The sequence below is a fragment of the Streptomyces sp. NPDC034099 genome (assembly GCF_055575415.1).
Map to the genome: position 1 here is coordinate 176,171 of NZ_JBVISR010000003.1, position 19,145 is coordinate 195,315.

Sequence of the window (19,145 nt, forward strand, 5' to 3'; positions counted from 1 at the left end):
TAGTGGCCTCGGGCGCCCCGGACGTCAGTCGACCGGCCAGGTGTGGACCGGGGCGTTGAGGTGCATGTAGTCCATGTACTGCTGGGTCATCCGGCGCAGCGCCTCGTGGCGGCCGGGACGGGCGGTGGCGTCGAGGTGGTGGAACATCTCCTTCTGCCAGACCGCGCCGTTGCGGCCGGTGACGCACCGCTGCTCGATGATGCCGAGCAGCGGCTCCCGCCAGGCGGAGTCCATGCCCGACAGCTCCAGTCCCCGGTGCGCCAGCGGCAGCAGCCGGCGCAGGACCAGCTCGGGCACCGTCACCTCGCCCACTCCGGGCCAGTACAGATGTGCCTCGATGCCGTGCCGCGCGGCGGTGTGCAGGTTGTCCTCGGCGACCGAGAAGGACATCCGCGACCACACCGGCCGCTCCTCCTCCACCAGGGCGCGGGTGAGCCCGTAGTAGAAGGCGCCGTTGGCGAGGGTGTCGGCGACGGTCGGACCGGCGGGCAGCACCCGGTTCTCCACGCGCACGTGCGGCTTGTCGTGGGCGACCGCGTAGACGGGCCGGTTCCAGCGGTAGATCGTGCCGTTGTGGAGGGTGAGTTCGCCCAGTTCCGGGATGTCGCCGCGGTCGAGCGTCTCGGCGGGGTCCTGCTCGTCGCACAGCGGCAGCAACGCCGGGAAGTAGCGGAGGTTCTCCTCGAAGAGGTCGAAGACGCTGTTGATCCAGCGTTCCCCGAACCACACCCGGGGCCTGACCCCCTGGGCCTTGATCTCCTGCGGCCGGGTGTCGGTGGCCTGTTCGAACAGGGGGATGCGGCTCTCGTGCCACAGCTCCTTGCCGAGCAGGAAGGGCGAGTTGGCCGCGAGGGCGACCTGGACACCGGCGATGGCCTGGGCGGCGTTCCAGTAGTCGGGGAACTCCTCCGGGGCGACCTGGAGGTGGAACTGCGTGCTGGTGCAGGCGGCCTCCGGCGTGATGGTGTCCGCGTAGGTCCGCAGGCGGTCGACGCCGTCCACCTCGATGTGCAGGTCCTCGCCCCGGGCGGCGAACACCTGGTCGTTGAGCAGCCGGTAGCGCGGGTTCTCCGACAGGGCCGCCTCGCCTACGTCCGACTGGCGCAGCGTGGGCAGGGTGCCGACCATGATCAGATGGGCGCCGACCGACGCGGCGCGGTCCTCGGCGTGGTTCAGGGCGGCGCGGATCTCGGTCTCCCAGGCGTCGGGGCCGCCCGCCGTCAGCTGCCGGGGCGGGATGTTGATCTCCAGGTTGAACCGGCCCAGCTCGGTGGACCAGGCGGGGTCCGCGATCGCTTCGAGGGCGTCGCTGTTGCGCATGGCGGGTTCGCCGCGGTCGTCGACCAGGTTCAGTTCGATCTCCAGGCCCACCTGGGGCCGCTCGGTCTCGAACCGGGACTCGCGCAGCATCTGCGCGAAGGCCTCCAGGCACTCCTGCATCTTGATCCGGTACCGGCGGCGGTCCTCGCGGGTGAAGACCAGCGCCGGGACGTCCCGTCCCATCGGTCCTCCCGGGGTTGCCTTCCTCGGACGCTCCTCCACCCCAGCGTCGCACCACCCGGCGCGCCCCACCAGACGAGACGGAACGGGGGGCCGCCGCACCGTGTGCGGCGGCCCCCCGTCGGTTCCGGTCCCCGTGGGGCCGGTCAGGTCCTACAGCTTGCCGGACGCGCGCACCGCGATCTTCTTGGAGGTCTTGCCCGACGGCGAGGAGCCGTAGCCCTCGATCTTGTCCACCACGTCCGTGCCCTCGACGACCTTGCCGAAGACGACGTGCTTGCCGTCCAGCCAGGGGGTGGGGACGGTGGTGATGAAGAACTGCGAGCCGTTGGTGTTCGGACCCGCGTTCGCCATCGAGAGGAGGTACGGCTCGGTGTGCTTCAGCTGGAAGTTCTCGTCCGCGAACTTCTCGCCGTAGATGCTCTTGCCCCCGGTGCCGTTGCCCGCGGTGAAGTCACCGCCCTGGAGCATGAACTGCGGGATCACACGGTGGAACGGGGAGCCCGCATAGCCGAACCCGTGCTCGCCGGTGGCCAGCTCCAGGAAGTTCCTGGCGGTCTTGGGGGTGACGTCCTCGAAGAGTTCGAAGACGATGCGGCCCGCATCCTGGCCGTCGATGTCGATGTCGAAGTAAACCTTGGAATTGCTCATCGCACCATTGTGACCTGTGACCCCCGGTGATGCCGAACCGGCTGCCCGTTCAGCGTGTGGCGAGCAGTCCGAGGGTGTCGATCACCCGGTTGGAGAAGCCCCACTCGTTGTCGTACCAGGCGACCACCTTGATGTGGCGGCCGTCCACGCGGGTCAGCGCCGAGTCGAAGATCGACGACGCCGGGTTGCCCGTGATGTCGGAGGAGACCAGCGGGTCGTCCGAGTACTCCAGCACACCGGCGAGCGGCCCGTCGGCGGCGGCGCGGTAGGCGGCCAGGACGTCCTCGCGCGTCACGTCGCGGGCGACGGTCGTGTTCAGCTCGACGATCGAGCCCACCGGGACCGGCACCCGGATCGAGTCGCCCGACAGCTTGCCGTCAAGGCCCGGCAGCACCAGGCCGATCGCCTTGGCGGCGCCCGTCGTGGTCGGCACGATGTTCACCCCGGCGGCGCGGGCGCGGCGCGCGTCGCGGTGCGGGCCGTCCTGGAGGTTCTGCTCCTGGGTGTAGGCGTGCACCGTCGTCATGAAGCCGTGCTCGATGCCGGCCAGCTCGTCGAGGACCGCGGCGAGCGGCGCCAGGGCGTTGGTGGTGCAGGACGCGTTCGAGACGATCGTGTGCGCCGCCGGGTCGTAGGCGTCGGTGTTCACGCCGTACGCCAGCGTCACGTCGGCGCCGCTCGACGGGGCGCTGACCAGGACCTTCCGCGCGCCCGCGGTCAGGTGGGCGCGGGCGGCGTCGGCGGAGGTGAAGCGGCCGGTCGACTCCAGCACGATGTCGACGCCCAGCTCCGCCCAGGGCAGCCGGGCGGGCTCGCGCTCGGCGAGCACCTTGATGCGGTGCCCGTCGACGACCAGGGTGTCCCCGTCGACGGTCACCGGGCGGCCGAGCCGGCCGGCCGTCGAGTCGAAGGCGAGCAGGCGGGCCAGGGTGGCGGGCTCCGTGAGGTCGTTGACGGCGACGATCTCGAGCTTCGTGTCGCGTTCGAGCAGTGCGCGCAGCACATTGCGCCCGATGCGGCCGAATCCGTTGATGCCGATGCGAGTCATGAGTGGTGTGTCCCTTCGTTTCGCCACCAGGTCCTTCGCCACCAGGTTCGCGCACGCCGGGTGCGCGTGGCAGCGGCGCGAGTGCCACGGTTCGAAAGGATCACGCCAGGGGAGGGCGGCGGACGCGCTGCTACTCGCCCCGGGCGAAGGTGCGCCGGTACTCGCTGGGGGTGGTGCCGAGGATGCGCTGGAAGTGCAGCCGCAGGTTCGCGCCGGTACCGAGGCCGACGTCGGCGGCGATCTGCTCGACGCCGCGCTCGGAGCGTTCGAGCAGCTCACGGGCCAGGTCGATACGCGCCCGCATGATCCACTGCATCGGTGTGTACCCGGTGTCCTCGACGAAGCGCCGGGAGAGGGTGCGCGCCGACACCGCCGCGTGCCGGGCCAGTGCCTCCAGGGTGAGCGGCTCGGCGAGCCGGCGCAGCGCCCACTCGCGGGTGGCGGCGAACCGCTCGCCGAGCGGCTCGGGCACGCTGCGGGGCACGTACTGGGCCTGACCGCCGCTGCGGTAGGGGGCCGCCACGAGGCGACGGGCCGCGTGGTTCGACGCGGCCACCCCGAGGTCGCCGCGCAGGATGTGCAGGCACAGGTCGATGCCGGAGGCGGCGCCCGCCGACGTGAGGACGCTGCCCTCGTCCACGAACAGCACGTTCTCGTCGACCCGCACGCGCGGGTGCTTCGCCGCGAGGGCCCGCGTGTAGTGCCAGTGGGTGGTGGCCCGTCTGCCGTCGAGCAGGCCCGTGGCGGCGAGCGCGAACGCGCCGGTGGAGATGGCGGCGAGCCGCGCGCCCCGGTCGTGCGCCGCCGTCAGCGCGTCGATGACGCTGCGCGGCGGGTCCTCGACGTCGGGGGACCGGTACCCGGGGAGGAAGACCACGTCGGCCCACGCCAGGGCGTCGAGGCCGTGGGCGACGTGGTACGACAGGCCGTCACCCCCGGTGACCAGGCCCGGCGCCGCGCCGCACACCCGCACCTCGTACGGCATGCTCGCGCGGGTCGTGAAGACCTGCGCCGGGATGCCGACGTCGAGCGGTTTCGCGCCTTCGAGCACGAGGACGGCGACGCGGCGCAGGCGGGAGGACGGCACGGGAAAAGCGTACGCGGGGAGTTGCCGCAGGTCAGTCCAGGCCGAGGACGGTCATCGTGTGCTCGGCCATGCGCCGCTCGCCGAGGGCGTTGGGGTGCACGGGCACGAGGCTGTGCCCGAACAGCAGCGGTTCGATCCAGCGGGTACCGGGTGCCTCGCAGGCGTCGTGGCCGTCGGAGACCTCGGAGAAGTCCACATAGGTGGCGCCGGTCTCCTCGGCGGCACGCCGGACCGCGTCGTTGAGGTGGGCCTGGATGGCGCGGAGGTAGGGCACGTCACCGGCGGCGACGGGCAGCTTCAGGAAGCAGGACGGGTCGGCGGCGGCCGGTGTGATCCACGGGTAGCCGAGGGCCGCCACCCGGGCCTGCGGAGCCCTGGCCCGGACGCCGAGCAACGCGGCCTTGAGCGCGGGATAGGTGTTGGCCTCGATCTCGTCGTCGAAGGAGGTACCGTGCTTGTCCTTGCAGGGGCTGCCCTTGCCGCCGCTGAGGACGCCCGCCGTGCCGCAGGCCGTGATGGCGTTGATGAACGTGCTGTTGTCGTTGCCGCCGATGGTGAGCGTGACCAGATCCGTCTCGGCGCCCAGCGCGTCCAACTGGGGGGCGGTGCCCGGGTACTGAGCCTGCGTGAAGTGGGCGGTCCGGGCGGCGCCGCAGGTGACGTCCTTGAGACGGGCGCCCGTCGCGTCCGCGATGACATGGGGGTAGTTGGCCGTCGAGCGCAGACAGAGCAGGTTGGTGGGGTCGACGGGCAGGACGCCCGAACCGGCGCTGTAACTGTCGCCGAGGGCGACGTAGTCGAGGGTGGCGGGCGCGGCGTGCGCGGTGGCGTCGGTGAGGCCGAGGGCGAGCGTGCCGACGGCGGCGGCTGTCGCGGTCATGACACGGCGAAGGGCATGCTTCGGCATGTGCTCTCTCTTCTTCGGGAGGGGCGGCAGCGGAGTTACCGGGCGGTTCTACTTTTAAGTAATGTGCAGGGCCGCTGACTCCGAGTCAACGTTGTTGACGGAACTTCTCGTGGATGCCGAAGCCCTTTCCGTCGGGCCGAGTCGATTGATTTTCGATCGATTCCCATTGAAGATCGATGCATGCATCGTCTGATCACCGCCGCACTCCGGGCCGGCATCGCCGCCGCGATCCTGCTCGGTCTCTTCGGGCAGACCGTCGTCATCCCCACGACGGCGTCCGACGAGGTCGACCGCTTCCCGCCCTACGAACCCTTCGCCGTGCCCTACGCGACGGTGGCGATCATCGGCGTCGCCTGCGTCCAGGTCGTGCTCGGCGCGGTGTGGATGCTGCTCGGCATGGTCGAGCGCGACGCCGTCTTCACCCGGCGGGCGTTCCGCTGGGTCGACACCGTCATCGGGGCCACGGCCGCGGCCACGCTGCTGGCGCTCGGGGCCGCCGTCCACCTGGCCGTGGCCGAGATCCCCTCTCCCGACGACGGCATGCAGGCGCTCGGCGCGCTGGGTGCCGCGGTCGCCTGCGTCGGTGTCGGCGCCGCGTTCGCCCTGCTCGTCGTCGTCATGCGCGGCCTCCTGGCCAAGGCGACCGCGCTGCGCGGCGAACTGGCCGAGGTGGTCTGACGCCGTACCGGCCCGCTGTCGGTGCCCGTCGTTACGCTTCCCGAGGTCCACACGTCCCGTCCGCCCGCCCCGGAGGCCCCCGTGCACCCCACCGAGTCGGAACTGGCCGACGCCGTCCACCGCGCTGCCCGCGCGGCCCTGCTCGACCTGTTCCGCGAGCACCCCGGCCACCGGTTCTACTACTGCGCGCTGGTGACGTCCGGGGAGGGCTACGGGCCCGCGCTGTCCGCCTGGTCCCACCAGGCCCTGGCCGCGGAGTCGGCGCGCCAGGGGTGCGCGCCCGGCGACCTCAAGTGGTCGTACGCCGACTCCCCGTTCTGCTGCTACGGCGAGGAACACCTGGAACCGGTCCGGCCCCTCTTCGAGGCCCGGGGCGAACTCTTCGACCTGCCGGACGACGAGGCGGACGCGGAGTTCGAGCTGCGCCTGCGGGCGATGGAGACGGCCATGGCCAGGCTGGACGCCGAAGGCCTCTTCGGCACCGGCGCCGACCGGCACTCCGTCGTCGTCACCGTCGAAGTGCCGTCCGAGGAGGGCGACGACGAGCGGACGCTGCGGCTGAATCCGCCGGAGGCACTGGTGGACTGGGCGCCGGAGACGGGCGCGGAGGTCGTATGACCGGCGGCGACCGCCGCCCTCGCTGTTCTAGAGTTGCTCTCACCAGTGCAGACGATTCCGTGGACCTGTGAGGTACTCACCAGCCATGACGACCGAAACGTTTGAGTTCCAGGTAGAGGCGCGTCAGCTGCTCCAGCTGATGATTCACTCCGTCTACTCGAACAAGGACGTGTTCCTGCGCGAGCTCGTCTCCAACGCCTCCGACGCGCTGGACAAGCTGCGCCTCGCCGCCCTGCGCGACGACGCCCCCGACGCCGACGTGAGCGACCTGCACATCGAGTTGGAGGTCGACAAGGACGCCCGCACCCTGACCGTGCGGGACAACGGCATCGGCATGTCGTACGACGAGGTCACCCAGCTGATCGGCACGATCGCCAACTCGGGCACCGCCAAGTTCCTGCAGGAGCTGCGCGAGGCCAAGGACGCGGCCGGGGCGGACGGACTCATCGGCCAGTTCGGCGTCGGCTTCTACTCGGGCTTCATGGTCGCGGACGAGGTCACCCTGGTCACCCGGCACGCCGGTGAGACCGAGGGCACCCGGTGGACCTCGCGCGGCGAGGGCACGTACACCCTGGAGCGGCTCGACGACGCCCCGCAGGGCACCGCCGTCACGCTGCACCTCAAGCCCGCCGACTCCGAGAACCAGCTGCACGACTACACCTCCGCGTGGAAGATCAAGGAGATCGTCAAGCGGTACTCGGACTTCATCACCTGGCCGGTCCGGCTGCTGCCGGAGCCGGGCGAGGACGGAGACGGCGCCGAGGCCCGCGAGGCCGAGACGCTCAACTCCATGAAGGCCCTGTGGGCGCGCCCGCGCGACGAGGTGTCCGACGACGAGTACCACGAGCTGTACAAGCACATCGCCCACGACTGGCGCGACCCGCTGGAGACGATCCGGCTCCAGGCGGAGGGCACCTTCGAGTACCAGGCCCTGCTCTTCGTGCCCTCGCACGCTCCGCACGACCTGTTCACCCAGGGCTACCAGCGCGGCGTCCAGCTCTATGTGAAGCGCGTCTTCATCATGGACGACTGCGAGGAACTGCTGCCGCCCTACCTCCGCTTCGTCAAGGGCGTCGTCGACGCGCAGGACCTCTCGCTCAACGTCTCCCGCGAGATCCTCCAGCAGGACCGCCACATCCGCATGATCCAGCGCCGGCTGACCAAGAAGGTCCTGTCCACGGTCAAGGACCTCAGGACGTCGGCGCCGGACCGCTACGCCACCTTCTGGCGCGAGTTCGGCGCGGTCCTCAAGGAGGGCCTGGTGACCGACTCCGAGAACCGGGACGCGATCCTCGCCGCCTGTTCGTTCGCCTCCACCCACGACGCCGACGAGCCCACCTCGCTCAAGGACTACGTGGAGCGGATGAAGGACGGGCAGGACGACATCTACTACATGACGGGCGAGTCCCGGCAGGCCATCGAGAACTCCCCGCACATGGAGGCGTTCCGGGCCAAGGGCGTCGAGGTCCTCCTGCTCACCGACGCCGTCGACGAGGTCTGGGTCGACGCGGTCGGGGAGTTCGACGGCAAGACGCTGCGCTCGGTGGCCAAGGGCGAGATCGACCTGTCCGGCACCGAGGAGGACAAGAGCGACGCCGAGAAGGAGAAGCAGGGCGAGGAGTACGCCGGGCTGCTCGGCTGGATGACGGAGCACCTGGGCGAGGAGGTCAAGGAGGTCCGCCTCTCCCACCGCCTGACCGTCTCGCCGGCCTGCGTCGTCTCCGACGCGGGCGAGCTGACGCCCGCCCTGGAGAACATGTACCGGGCGATGGGCCAGGAGGTGCCCAGCGCCAAGCGGATCCTGGAACTCAATCCCGAGCACCAGCTGGTGAAGTCCCTGAACCGGGCCTGGACCGACCGGCGGGACCGCGCGGAGCTCACCGAGACCGCCGAACTGCTGCACGCCCTCGCGGTGCTCGCCGAGGGCGGCCGGCCCAAGGAGCCCGCCCGGTTCGTCCAGCTGATGGCGGACCGCCTGGAGCGCACCCTGTAACCGGCCGGGAAGACCCGGAAAGATCCGGACGCCGCGCCGTCCGCCATCCGCATGGCGAGACGGCGTGGCATACGGAGCACGCTCTTCCGTATCTTCGTACGCATGTATGCATCGGCTCCGCTGCTGTGCCTCGCGCTCTTCGCGTGCTCGGCGTGGTGCGTCGACGACGGCCTCTGTCGCCGCTGAGCCCCCGGACCGGCCGCGCTCCCCGCGCCGCCGGTCCGCCCAGCGTCCGCCGTCCCCGTGCACCCCACCCCGGAGATCTTCCGTGACCACCGCACCCCCGGCCGGGTCCGCCCCGGCCGCGCCGCCGCGCCCGCCCACCGCCCTGTTCGCCCCCTCGCCCACCTCCTCGGCGCGGCCCGAGGCGCCGCCCCTGCCGCCGGTCCGGCGGACGCCGCTCGTCGTGTCCGGGCTGCTCGCCGCCGCCCTGACCGTGTACGTGTGGTTCGCGCACGGCGCCAAGCCCGGCGTGCTGCTCCTGCTCGGCCTCGGTCTGGGCGTCGCCCTCTTCCACTCCCGGTTCGGCTTCACCTCCGCCTGGCGACAGCTGGTCGCCGTCGGGAACGGCTCCGGGCTGCGGGCGCACGCCCTGCTCCTCGGCACCACGGCCACCCTGTTCGCGCTGGTCATCGGTACCGAGACGGGGCTGTTCGGCTCCCATCCCGCGCCGTCCGCCGGGCCGATCGGCGTCGACCTGTTCGCCGGTTCGGCGCTTTTCGCGATCGGCATGCAGCTCGGCGGCGCCTGCGCCTCGGGCACCCTGTTCGCGGTCGGCTCGGGCCAGACGTCGATCGTGCTGACCCTGGGCGGCTTCGTCGCCGGCGCCACGCTGGCCGCCTGGCAGTTCGACCTGTGGAAGGACCTCCCCGCCTGGGAGCCCGTCGTGCTGTCCGAGCACATCGGCTGGTTCGGCTCCTGGGCCGTGACCATCGGCGCCCTGCTCCTCGTGGTGCTGGTCAGCCGCCGCGTCCAGGCCCGTCGCAACCCGCCCCCGCTGGGCGCCGTGCCCTCGGCGCGCCGGGCGGCCGTCCGTGCCGTCCGCGGCTCCTGGCCCCTGGCGGTCGGCGCCCTCGCGCTGGCCGTGCTCGGCGCGGGCGTCCTGCTGGTCTCCGGCGGCGCCTGGGGCGTCACCAGTGCCTTCAGCCTGTGGGGCTCGGAACTGGTGGGCGCGCTCGGCGGCCACCCGGAGAACTGGACCTGGTGGCAGCGGCCCGGCAACGCCGAGATGCTGGCCGGTCCGGTGCTCGCCGACAAGACCAGCCTCACCGACATCGGCATCATGATCGGCGCGGCCGTCGCCGCCTCGCTCGGCGGCACCTGGGCGCTGCACCGGGGCATCCCCTGGCGTACCGCCGTCGCGGCGGTGCTCGGCGGTGTGCTGATGGGCATCGGCGCCCGGCTGGCCGGCGGCTGCAACATCGGCGCCTATCTGGCGGGCATCGCCTCGGGCAGCCTCAGCGGCTGGCTGTGGGGCGCCTTCGCGCTGGCCGGTACCTGGGTGGGCCTCAAGCTGCGGCCCCTGTTCGGCCTGGGCAACCCCAAGCCGGGCGACGGCGTCTGCTGACGGGGACGCCCGTGCGGCGCGGGGGTCAGGCCCGCGCCGCACGGGCTGCTAGGGGGCGCCGCTTCCCTCGGGCGCGCGCCGGTCCGTGGTGGTGACCCGGGCGATGGCCTCCAGGGTGAGGGCACGGCCGTGCGGCTCCCGGGCCAGGGCGCGGTGCAGCGTCAGACCCTCGATGAGGGCGTCCAGCTGGCGGGCCGTGTCCGGGTCGAAGTGCTTCTCCAGGTGGACGCGGCTGCGGCGCATCCACTCGTGGGTCAGCTCCCGGTAGGCCGGTTGCCGCGCGGCGAGCGTGTACAGCTCCTGGGTGAGCACCAGGTCGCGCTGGCTGTCCTCGGACAGCTCGTGCACGAGGTCGGCCACCGCCTCGCGGGCCTGGTCGCGGTCGGCGGCGGCGCCGAGATGCTCGTCGAACACCGCGACGATGTGGTCGGTGAACCGGCCGAACGCTTCCCGCAGCAACTGCTCGATGCCGCTGAAGTGGTACGTCATCGAGCCGAGCGGTACCCCCGCGCGCTGTGCGATCCTCCGGTGGGAGACGCGTGCGATGCCCTCCTCGGCGATCAGGTCGAGGGTGGCCGCGAGGATGCGCTCCCGCCGCTGCGGGTCCGTGTGTCCGGTTGCCATGGGAGCAGACTTACACGTTCCGCACCGGCCGTGCGGGGTTGCCGACGGCCACGACGTTCGCCGGCACGTCCTTGGTGACGACCGCACCGGCCCCGATGACGGCGTTGTCCCCGATGGTGACACCCGGCAGTACGATCGCGCCGCCGCCCAGCCAGACGTTGTCGCCGACGACGATCGGGCGGGCGGCCTCCAGCTTGTCCCGCCGGGGGCCGGGCTCCAGGGGGTGCGTCGGGGTCAGCAACTGGACGTTCGGCCCGATCTGGCAGTCCTCGCCGATGGTGATCGCCGCGACGTCCAGCGCCGTCAGGTTGTAGTTGACGAAGGTGCGGGCCCCGACCGTGATGTTGCTGCCGTAGTCGACGTACAGCGGCGGCCGCACATGGGCCTCGTCCCCCAGCGAGCCGAGCAGCTCCGCGAGGAGCGGACGCGCCGCATCCGCGTCCTCCGCGTAGGCGGCCTGGTAGCGGGCGGCCAGCCGCACGGCCTGCTGCTGCCTGCGGGCGATCTCCGGGTCGTCGGCGATGTAGAGGTCGCCCGCCAGCATGCGTTCGAGGTTGGTGCGGGAGTCGCCCGCGAAGTGGTCCGTCGGCATGTGCCCGATCGTACCCCCGAAAGCGTACGAACGTACACTCGCGGCCGGATCGTGTCGCCCGGCGGTGCGGCTCATCGGCGCCGGGGCTGGAGCACTCCCGCGCACAGGAGTACGAGGAGACCCGCGAGCGGCACCACGAGCAGACCCACCCGCAGGCTCGTGGCGTCGGCGACCAGCCCCACGACCGGCGGGGAGAGCAGGAAGCCGAGCCGCATCAGCCAGGAGACGAGGGTCAGCCCCGACCCGGGCTTGAGGCCGGGCAGTTCGTCGGCCTCGTGCATCGCCGCCGGGACCAGCGTCGCCACCCCGAACCCGGCCGCGGCGAACCCGAGGACCGTGCCGGGCACCGTCGGCACGGCCAGCGCCAGGCCCATGCCGACCGCCGCGATCAGGGCGCCGGAGCGGGCCACCGCGCGCTGGCCGAAGCGGTCCACGAGCCGGTCGCCGACGATCCGGCCGACGAACTGCGCGCCGACCAGGGCGACATACCCGGACGCGGCCAGCGCCGCCGTCGCGTGCAGCGAGTCGGAGAGGTAGAGGGTGGCCCAGGACATGCCGGCGTCCTCGACCAGGGTGCCGGCCGTGGCGATCAGGACGAGGGCGGCCAGCACCCAGCCGGTGCGCAGGCCCGCCGCCGGGACCCGCGTCGGCAGCGGCGCGCGGTCCTCCGCGCCGGTCTCCACGGCCGGTTCCGCCTCGGTCTCCGGACCCGGCAGGCAGTAGCGCAGGGCGACGCACGCCGCGACCGCGAACACCACGGCGGAGAAGAGCAGATGCGGGCCCCGCGCGACGCCGAGCGCGATCGCGGCGGCGGCCATGGAGCCGCCGGTGACGGCGCCGACGGACCAGATGGCGTGGAAGGAGTTGATGATGGAACGTCCGTAGCGGCGCTGTACCCGCAGACCGTGGGCGTTCTGCGCGACGTCGGTGAACGCGTCCATCGCCCCGGCGAGGAACAGCGCCCCCGCGAACACGGCCACCGAGTCCGCGAGGCCCGCGGCGAGGATGCCCACCCCCGTCAGCAGCGTGCCGCCGACCGCCACCCGCGCCGAACCGAAGCGGCGCACCAGGACCCCGGCCGCCAGCCCGGCCGTGATGGCTCCCGCCGGGAACGCCGCCACGGCCAGTCCGTAGGCGGCGTTCCCGATGCCGAGGTCCGCCTTGATCTGCGGATACCTCGGCAACAGGTTGGCGAACAGGGCCCCGTTGGTGAAGAACAGCACGGCGACGGCCACGCGAGCCCGCCGATCGGCCAGGGCGGGCCGGCGCAGTACGTCAACAGTCATGCGCGGGAGCCTACCCTCGGGGCGTACGAACGTACACTCCTGGTGGCTCCCGGTCGGAGCGCGCCGTTCAGTGCCCCTTCGCGCACAGGGCCGCGTCCACGGCGCCCTGGAGATGACGCAGGCTGTCCCCCTCGGCCGCCCACGTCGTGGTGTAGACGGTGACGGTGCCCCGGCCGCCCGTGGCCCGTCCGCCGCCCACCGAACCGCCGGGCAGGTCGCCGCCGTGGCCCCAGTAGACGCCGCCGCAGCCGAGCGGGATCGAGGCGACGCCGTACCCGTAGCGGCTGCCCGCCGGGTAGACGTCGCGGCCGCCGATGTCGGTGGTGTCCCGCGTCATCAGCCGCACCGCCCAGCCGGGCAGGAGCCGGCCGCCGAACAGGCCGTCCCAGAAGGCGTTGAGGTCGACGGGCGTGGAGACGAGGCCGCCGGACGCGCCGAACTCGTAGCCCGGCAGCTCGGTCACGTCCAGCCTGCCGTCCTGCGGTTGCGCGGGATGGACGCCGTAGTTCCGGGCGTGCGGGCCGCGCAGGTCCAGCTCCCCGGGCGCGGGCCAGTAGGTGTCGTCCAGGTGCAGCGGGCGCAGGACGGTGCGCTCGACGTACGTGCGGAAACCGACCCCGGACACCTCGTCGATCACCATGCCGAGGACCAGGTAATTGGTGTTGGAGTAGCCCCAGTCGGTGCCGGGCTCGAAGACGGGGCCCGCGTCGAGCGCCAGTGCCAGGTAGTCCTCGGGCGTCCCCGGCCGGGTCCAGTCCACCAGCGCCGAGTACTCCGCCAGCCCGCTGGTCTGTTTCAGCAACTGCCGTACGGTGACGGTGCTGCCCGCCAGTTGCGGCACGTAGGAACCCGCGCGGTCGCCGAGGCCCAGGCGGCCGTCCGCCACCAGCCGCATCACCGCGGTCGCCGTGAACGCCTTGGTGTCGCTGGCGAGCCGGAACCGGCCCCGCTCGTCGGTCATCGGCCGGCCCGAGTCCAGGTCCGCGACGCCCGAGGTGCGGGTCGTCCTGCCGTCGTACGCGAGCGCGCCAGGGACTCCGTCGCGTGCGGTGAGCAGGTCGAGTCGGCGCTGTACGGGGTCGGGGCGGTGGGCCGGGTGGGCCGCCGCCGCTGGGGCGAACGCCCCGGTGAGCGCGGCGGCGAGCAGGACTGCGGCGGTGAGGCGCTTGCGGTGCACGGGTCTTCCCCCTGTTCTGGCCGCCCGGCGGCGGGCGGACGGTGTCCGTTCACCGACGACCTTTCCAGGACTCGGAGGGGGGATCACTGGGACTGGCCCCCGGCCCGGGGGTGTCACCAACACCCCCCACGCGCCCGCGCGGATGGTCTCAGCCGAGCAGGCCGGCGACGAGCGCGGCGAACTCCTCGGGGGTGGCCAGCCGGACGCCGAGCTGCTCCGCCTTCGCCCGCTTCGAGCCCGCCCCCTCGCCCGCGACGACGAGCGTCGTGTTCTTGGAGACGCTGGAGGAGGAGCGTCCGCCGGCCCGCTCGATGAGTTCGTTCATCTCGTTGCGGCTGAGCCGTTCCAGGTTTCCGGTCATCGCGCCGGTGACGACCACCTTCATGCCCGCCAGCGGGCCGCCCGCCGCCGCGGGCGTCGCCCCGTCCTCGCCCTCCGCGTCGGCGGGCGGGGGCGGGGCCGCGCCGGGCTCGGTCATGTTGACACCGGCGGCGGTGAGCTTGTCGATGAGCGGGGCGAGTTCGGCGATCTCCGCGACGACGGAGGGCGCCTTCTCCACCCCGATGCCGTCGACCCGCTGCATGGCCTCGGCGTCGGCCGCGCGTATGTGGTCCATGGTGGCGAAGTACCGCGCGATGCGCCGGGACATGGAGCGGCCGGTGCCCCGGACACCCAGCGCGCACAGCACCCGGGACAGCGGCTGCTCCTTGGCCCGGGCGAGCGCGGCGAGCAGGTTGTCGGTGCTGGTCTCGCCCATCCGCTCCAGGGCGAGCAACTGCTCGCGCCGGAGCAGGAACAGGTCGGCCAGGTCGGCGACGAGGCCCGCCTCGACGAGCTGGATCACGCGGGTGGTGCCCAGGCCCTCGATGTCGAGCTGGTCGCGGCCTGCGGCGTAGGCGAGGGAGGCGACCAGGTGGCAGTTGCGGCCCTGCGCGCACCGCCAGCGCTCCTCGCTCGTGTCGATGTCCGAGCCACAGCGCGGACACGCCTCGGGGAACACGACGGGCCGCTCCTCGCCCGTCCGCAGATGTGCGACGGGAGCCTCGATGCGCGGGATGACGTCACCGGCGCGGTGCACCATCACGTGGTCGCCCAGACGCAGACCGCGACGGGTGATGTCGGCCGGATTGTGCAGCGTGGCGTAGGTGATGGTGGAGCCCTCGATGACCACCGGTTCCAGGACGCCGCGCGGGGCGATGATGCCGGTGCGGCCCACGTTCCACTCGACCTCCAGCAGCCGGGTGATCTTCTCGACGGCCGGGAGCTTGTACGCGATCGCCCACCGCGGCGCCCGCGAGCCGGACCCGACGGCCCGCCGGTCGGCGGCGAGGTCGGCCTTGACGACGACGCCGTCGATGCCGAACGGCAGCTCGGCACGGAGCGCGGCGATCTCCTGGACCCGGGCCACCACCTGCTCGGGTGTCTCGACGACCACGTCCGGCACCGCGGTACCGGCGCTGGTGTGCACGCCGAGCCCGGCCGCCGTCGACATCAGCTCGCTGTACGCCAGCTCCTCCAGCCGCCCGGCGAGCGCGGCGTCCGTGCCGGGCAGGGCCGGCAGGCCGTAGCCGAAGAACGTCATCGGCACCGTGTAGGCCCGCTCCCTCGCCCGCAGGGTGCCCGCGGCCGCGTTGCGCGGGTTGGCGAAGGGCTGCCCGCCGTGCTGGATGCGCACCTCGTTGGCGTGCTCGAACTGGGCCGTCGTCATCAGGATCTCGCCGCGCACCTCGACGGTCACCGGCTCGGCCAGCGTCCCGGGCAGCCCCTCCACGGTGCCGATGGCGTGCGAGACGTCCTCACCGGCCGTGCCGTCGCCCCGGGTGATCAGCCGGGTGAGGCGGCCCTCGTGGTAGCGGGCGGCGACCGCGAGGCCGTCCAGCTTGGGGCCCACGGCGAACCGGGTGACCTCGCGGCCGACGCGCCGGGCCAGGGACGCCGTCCAGGCGGTGAACTCCTCAGGCGAGAAGACGTTGTCCAGGCTGAGCATCGGCACCGTGTGCGGTACGTCCCCCTCGGCCGCGCCCCCGGCGACCTTGCCGGTGGGGGAGTCGGGCAGCACCTCGTCCGGGTGCGCGGCCTCCCACGCGGCGATCCCTCCCGCCAGCCGGTCGTAGGTGTCGTCGTCCAGAGGGGACGTGCCGCCCGCGTAGTAGGCGGCGGCCGCGCGTGCGGCGTCCTCGACCGCCTGGGCGTAGGCGGTGGCGTCGACGATCACTGCGGCAGGAGTAGTCATGGGCGAAATCATGCCGCCCACCACTGACAACGGGTCCTCGCCGCCGCGCGGCGGGCGCTCCGCTTGCGGAGCCGCCGCCATGGGGTTTCGGTGGAATCGACTCGCCACCGCCCCAGGAGCTGTCATGTCGATGTCGTCGTTCGGTTTCGGTGCGTCCGATCCGTTCAGTGATCTGTTCAACCGGTTCTTCGGAACGTCGCCCGCCTCCTCGCCCCCGGCGGTGCAGCGGGTGCCGATCGGCCGGATGCTGACCGAGTCCTCCCAGGAGCTCCTCAACCAGGCGGCACGGCGGGCGCTGGAGGACGGGACGTCCGACCTGGACACGGAGCACCTGCTGTGGGCGGCCACGAAGGTCGAGCCCGCGCGGGGACTGCTCGCCCGGGCGGACGCCGACCCCGACGCGCTCGCGGACCGGATCGCCGAGATCCTGCCCCGCGAGGCGGGCGAGCCGTCCGCCGAGCCGGGCCTCACCCCGGCCGCCAAGCGCACCCTCGCCACCGCCTACGCCCGCTCCCGGGCGTCCGGCGTCTCCTACATCGGCCCCGAGCACATCCTGGGCGCCCTGCTGGCGGACGGCGACACGGGCGCGGCCCGGCTGCTGGGCGCCCAGGGGCAGGACGTCGGCAAGCTGGAGGGGCTCACCGAGCAGGTCGCCCGTTCGGGCGGGACACCGGGCGACGGTGCGGGCAAGCCCGCCACGACCCTGGACGAGTACGGACGGGACCTGACCGACGAGGCGAAGGCCGGGAGACTCGACCCCGTCGTCGGCCGCGCCGAGGAGATCGAGCAGACCGTCGAGATCCTCTCCCGGCGCTCCAAGAACAACCCGGTGCTGATCGGCGAGCCCGGCGTCGGCAAGACCGCCATCGTGGAGGGACTCGCCCAGCGCATCGTGGCCGGTGAGGTCCCGAACACGCTGAAGGACAAGAGGGTCGTCGCCCTCGACCTGTCCGGCATGGTCGCGGGCGCGCAGTACCGGGGACAGTTCGAGGAGCGGCTCAAGAAAGTCATCGAAGACGTCCAGCAGGCCCGCGGCGACATCATCCTGTTCATCGACGAACTGCACACCGTCGTCGGCGCCGGGGCCACCGGCGAGGGCTCCATGGACGCCGGCAACATGCTCAAGCCCGCCCTCGCGCGCGGTGAACTGCACGTGGTGGGCGCGACGACCATCGACGAGTACCGCAAGTACGTCGAGAAGGACGCGGCCCTCGAACGCCGCTTCCAGCCCGTGATGGTCCCCGAGCCCTCCGTCGAGGAGACGGTGCAGATCCTGGAGGGCCTGCGCGACGCCTACGAGGCGCACCACCAGGTCCGCTTCGCCGACGGAGCCCTGACCGCGGCGGCGGAACTGTCCGACCGCTACGTCAGCGACCGCTTCCTGCCCGACAAGGCGATCGACGTCATGGACCAGGCGGGCGCCCGGGTACGGCTGCGCAGCGCGAGCCGCTCCACCGAGGTCGTCAGCCGCGAGGACCGCATCGCCAAGCTGCGCCGGGAGCAGGAACAGGCCGTCGCCGCCGAGGACTACGCCCGGGCGGGCGAGCTGAAGCGGGAGATCGCCGAGGTGGAGGGCGAACTCGCGGGCATCGAGGAGCGCCGCGAGGGCGTCGTCTCCGTCACCGCCGACGACATCGCGGACGTGATCTCCCGCCGCACCGGCATCCCGGTCTCCCAGCTGACGGCGGGGGAGAAGGAGCGGCTGCTCAGACTGGAGGAGGAGATGCACGCCCGGATCGTCGGCCAGGACGAGGCGGTCACCGCCGTCTCGCGGGCCGTGCGCCGCAACCGGGCCGGCATGGGGGACCCCGACCGCCCCGTGGGCTCCTTCCTCTTCCTCGGCCCCACCGGCGTCGGCAAGACCGAGCTGGCCAAGACCCTCGCCGAGCTGCTGTTCGGCGAGGAGAACCGCATGATCCGCTTCGACATGAGCGAGTTCCAGGAGAAGCACACGGTCGCCCGGCTCGTCGGCGCGCCCCCCGGATACGTCGGCTACGAGGAGGCCGGCCAGCTCACCGAGAAGGTCCGCCGGCAGCCCTACAGCGTGGTTCTGTTCGACGAGGTGGAGAAGGCCCACCCCGACGTCTTCAACACACTGCTGCAGATCCTCGACGACGGCCGGCTCACCGACGGACAGGGCCGCACCGTCGACTTCCGGCACTGCGTGGTCATCATGACGTCCAACATCGGCGCCCGCCGCATCCTCGACCACCAGGGCGACGTGTCCGACCTCAAGGACGAACTGATGCAGGAGCTTCGGAGCCGGTTCCTGCCGGAGTTCCTCAACCGCATCGACGACATCATCGTCTTCCACGGCCTCACCCAGGACGACCTCTCGCGGATCGTGGACCACCTGCTGGCCCGGAGCGAACGGCGGGTGCACGCCCAGGGCATGACGCTGAAGGTCACGGAGGCGGCCAAGAAGCTGCTGATCGCCCACGGCCACCAGCCCGAGTTCGGCGCCCGTCCACTGCGGCGCACGATCCAGACCGAACTCGACAACCGCGTCGCCGACCTGCTGCTCGGCGGCGATGCCGACCCCGGCGACACCATCGTCGCCGACGTGGTCGACGACTCCCTGCACTGCACCGTCGACAAGCCCGGCACCGCGCGGCCCCCGGAGGCGAGCGGCTCGTGAACACCGTCGAGGAGACCGTCGAGATCGCCGTACCGGTGCGCACCGCGTACGACCAGTGGACCCAGTTCGAGTGCTTCCCGCGGTTCATGACCACCGTCAAGCGGGTCGAGCAGGTCAGGCCCGCCGTGACCCTGTGGGTCGTCGGACTCGGCCCCGTCTGCCGGGAGTTCGCGACCGAGATCGTGGACCAGGTGCCCGACTCGCACCTGACCTGGCGCAGCCTCGGACAGCGCCACGGCCACCGGGGCGAGGTGACGTTCCGGCCCACCGGGCAGGACCACACGGCGATGACCGTGCGGCTGTCGGCCGGACCGCGCGGGCTCACCGGCGTGCTCACCGCAGTCCCCGGACCGGTGGGCCGCGTCGTGCGCCGCGAACTCGCGCACTTCAAGGCGTACATCGAAGGGCACGGTGAGGCGAGCGGCGCCTGGCGGGGGACCATCCGGGGCGGCCAGGTGCGGCCCGGGGAGCCCGAGCCGCCGCGCAGCCGGGTGGCGGTCTGGCCCGTGGGCTGAGAGCCCCGTACCGGAACGCAGCGAACGAGAG

At 72.4% G+C, this 19,145-nt stretch carries 16 protein-coding genes; 6 read left to right on the forward strand and 10 right to left on the reverse strand.

Annotated elements, in window-relative coordinates:
• Positions 1–24 precede the first annotated feature (24 nt).
• The 5 genes from ACZ56V_RS09705 to ACZ56V_RS09725 form a co-directional block, all read right to left on the reverse strand.
• The gene (locus ACZ56V_RS09705) at positions 25–1,503 is read right to left on the reverse strand and encodes a glutamate-cysteine ligase family protein (RefSeq protein WP_356369586.1); all 1,479 of its coding nucleotides are present in this window, start codon (positions 1,501–1,503) and stop codon (positions 25–27) included.
• Between the two features lie 150 nt (positions 1,504–1,653).
• Positions 1,654–2,151 carry a peptidylprolyl isomerase gene (locus ACZ56V_RS09710; RefSeq protein WP_356369588.1) on the reverse strand — a complete coding sequence of 166 codons (498 nt, stop codon included), beginning with the start codon at positions 2,149–2,151 and terminating at the stop codon, positions 1,654–1,656.
• 49 nt (positions 2,152–2,200) lie between these two features.
• Positions 2,201–3,199, reverse strand: a complete 999-nt coding sequence (gene gap, locus ACZ56V_RS09715) for a type I glyceraldehyde-3-phosphate dehydrogenase (protein ID WP_398909881.1) — start codon at positions 3,197–3,199, stop codon at positions 2,201–2,203.
• Between the two features lie 130 nt (positions 3,200–3,329).
• Positions 3,330–4,286, reverse strand: coding sequence for a GlxA family transcriptional regulator (locus ACZ56V_RS09720; protein WP_398909879.1), 957 nt, complete (start codon positions 4,284–4,286; stop codon positions 3,330–3,332).
• A gap of 31 nt (positions 4,287–4,317) precedes the next feature.
• Positions 4,318–5,193 carry an SGNH/GDSL hydrolase family protein gene (locus ACZ56V_RS09725; RefSeq protein WP_468940726.1) on the reverse strand — a complete coding sequence of 292 codons (876 nt, stop codon included), beginning with the start codon at positions 5,191–5,193 and terminating at the stop codon, positions 4,318–4,320.
• A gap of 180 nt (positions 5,194–5,373) precedes the next feature.
• Here ACZ56V_RS09725 and ACZ56V_RS09730 point away from each other — a divergent pair, with 180 nt between their 5' ends.
• From ACZ56V_RS09730 to ACZ56V_RS09745, 4 genes are all read left to right on the forward strand, one after another.
• Positions 5,374–5,871 (forward strand): DUF2975 domain-containing protein, encoded by a 498-nt coding sequence (locus ACZ56V_RS09730; protein ID WP_398909877.1) that lies wholly within the window; start codon positions 5,374–5,376, stop codon positions 5,869–5,871.
• A gap of 81 nt (positions 5,872–5,952) precedes the next feature.
• Positions 5,953–6,489 (forward strand): DUF4303 domain-containing protein, encoded by a 537-nt coding sequence (locus tag ACZ56V_RS09735; RefSeq protein ID WP_468940729.1) that lies wholly within the window; start codon positions 5,953–5,955, stop codon positions 6,487–6,489.
• Between the two features lie 85 nt (positions 6,490–6,574).
• Positions 6,575–8,482 carry a molecular chaperone HtpG gene (gene htpG, locus ACZ56V_RS09740; RefSeq protein ID WP_467379136.1) on the forward strand — a complete coding sequence of 636 codons (1,908 nt, stop codon included), beginning with the start codon at positions 6,575–6,577 and terminating at the stop codon, positions 8,480–8,482.
• 268 nt (positions 8,483–8,750) lie between these two features.
• Positions 8,751–10,049 (forward strand): YeeE/YedE family protein, encoded by a 1,299-nt coding sequence (locus ACZ56V_RS09745; RefSeq protein ID WP_468940733.1) that lies wholly within the window; start codon positions 8,751–8,753, stop codon positions 10,047–10,049.
• Positions 10,050–10,097: 48 nt separating this feature from the next.
• Here the strand turns inward: ACZ56V_RS09745 and ACZ56V_RS09750 are convergent, their stop codons facing one another.
• The 5 genes from ACZ56V_RS09750 to ligA all read right to left on the reverse strand — a co-directional run bounded on the left by ACZ56V_RS09750 (position 10,098) and on the right by ligA (position 15,961).
• Positions 10,098–10,673: a TetR/AcrR family transcriptional regulator gene (locus tag ACZ56V_RS09750; RefSeq protein ID WP_356369604.1), complete on the reverse strand. Its 576-nt coding sequence runs from the start codon at positions 10,671–10,673 to the stop codon at positions 10,098–10,100.
• A 10-nt stretch (positions 10,674–10,683) separates the two neighbouring features.
• Positions 10,684–11,265, reverse strand: a complete 582-nt coding sequence (locus tag ACZ56V_RS09755; RefSeq protein WP_104632908.1) for a sugar O-acetyltransferase — start codon at positions 11,263–11,265, stop codon at positions 10,684–10,686.
• Positions 11,266–11,336: 71 nt separating this feature from the next.
• Positions 11,337–12,551: an MFS transporter gene (locus ACZ56V_RS09760; RefSeq protein WP_468940737.1), complete on the reverse strand. Its 1,215-nt coding sequence runs from the start codon at positions 12,549–12,551 to the stop codon at positions 11,337–11,339.
• Between the two features lie 67 nt (positions 12,552–12,618).
• Positions 12,619–13,728: a serine hydrolase domain-containing protein gene (locus tag ACZ56V_RS09765; protein WP_468940740.1), complete on the reverse strand. Its 1,110-nt coding sequence runs from the start codon at positions 13,726–13,728 to the stop codon at positions 12,619–12,621.
• Between the two features lie 148 nt (positions 13,729–13,876).
• A complete protein-coding gene (ligA, locus tag ACZ56V_RS09770) occupies positions 13,877–15,961 on the reverse strand; it encodes an NAD-dependent DNA ligase LigA (RefSeq protein ID WP_468940743.1) in 2,085 nt (694 codons plus the stop codon).
• 124 nt (positions 15,962–16,085) lie between these two features.
• Here ligA and ACZ56V_RS09775 point away from each other — a divergent pair, with 124 nt between their 5' ends.
• The gene (locus ACZ56V_RS09775) at positions 16,086–18,599 is read left to right on the forward strand and encodes an ATP-dependent Clp protease ATP-binding subunit (protein WP_468940744.1); all 2,514 of its coding nucleotides are present in this window, start codon (positions 16,086–16,088) and stop codon (positions 18,597–18,599) included.
• Positions 18,596–19,114 (forward strand): SRPBCC family protein, encoded by a 519-nt coding sequence (locus ACZ56V_RS09780; RefSeq protein WP_398909862.1) that lies wholly within the window; start codon positions 18,596–18,598, stop codon positions 19,112–19,114. The genes ACZ56V_RS09775 and ACZ56V_RS09780 overlap by 4 nt, the downstream gene beginning before the upstream one ends.
• Positions 19,115–19,145 lie beyond the last annotated feature (31 nt).

What these genes read in the sequence shown, in the direction of transcription:
- ACZ56V_RS09705 (WP_356369586.1), bottom strand. Translation starts at nt 1,503, where the DNA reads ATGGGACGGGACGTCCCGGCGCTGGTCTTCACCCGCGAGGACCGCCGC.
- gap (WP_398909881.1), bottom strand. Translation starts at nt 3,199, where the DNA reads ATGACTCGCATCGGCATCAACGGATTCGGCCGCATCGGGCGCAATGTG.
- htpG (WP_467379136.1), top strand. Translation starts at nt 6,575, where the DNA reads ATGACGACCGAAACGTTTGAGTTCCAGGTAGAGGCGCGTCAGCTGCTC.
- ACZ56V_RS09730 (WP_398909877.1), top strand. Translation starts at nt 5,374, where the DNA reads ATGCATCGTCTGATCACCGCCGCACTCCGGGCCGGCATCGCCGCCGCG.
- ACZ56V_RS09725 (WP_468940726.1), bottom strand. Translation starts at nt 5,193, where the DNA reads ATGCCGAAGCATGCCCTTCGCCGTGTCATGACCGCGACAGCCGCCGCC.
- ACZ56V_RS09775 (WP_468940744.1), top strand. Translation starts at nt 16,086, where the DNA reads ATGTCGATGTCGTCGTTCGGTTTCGGTGCGTCCGATCCGTTCAGTGAT.
- ACZ56V_RS09750 (WP_356369604.1), bottom strand. Translation starts at nt 10,673, where the DNA reads ATGGCAACCGGACACACGGACCCGCAGCGGCGGGAGCGCATCCTCGCG.
- ACZ56V_RS09710 (WP_356369588.1), bottom strand. Translation starts at nt 2,151, where the DNA reads ATGAGCAATTCCAAGGTTTACTTCGACATCGACATCGACGGCCAGGAT.
- ACZ56V_RS09760 (WP_468940737.1), bottom strand. Translation starts at nt 12,551, where the DNA reads ATGACTGTTGACGTACTGCGCCGGCCCGCCCTGGCCGATCGGCGGGCT.
- ligA (WP_468940743.1), bottom strand. Translation starts at nt 15,961, where the DNA reads ATGACTACTCCTGCCGCAGTGATCGTCGACGCCACCGCCTACGCCCAG.
- ACZ56V_RS09755 (WP_104632908.1), bottom strand. Translation starts at nt 11,265, where the DNA reads ATGCCGACGGACCACTTCGCGGGCGACTCCCGCACCAACCTCGAACGC.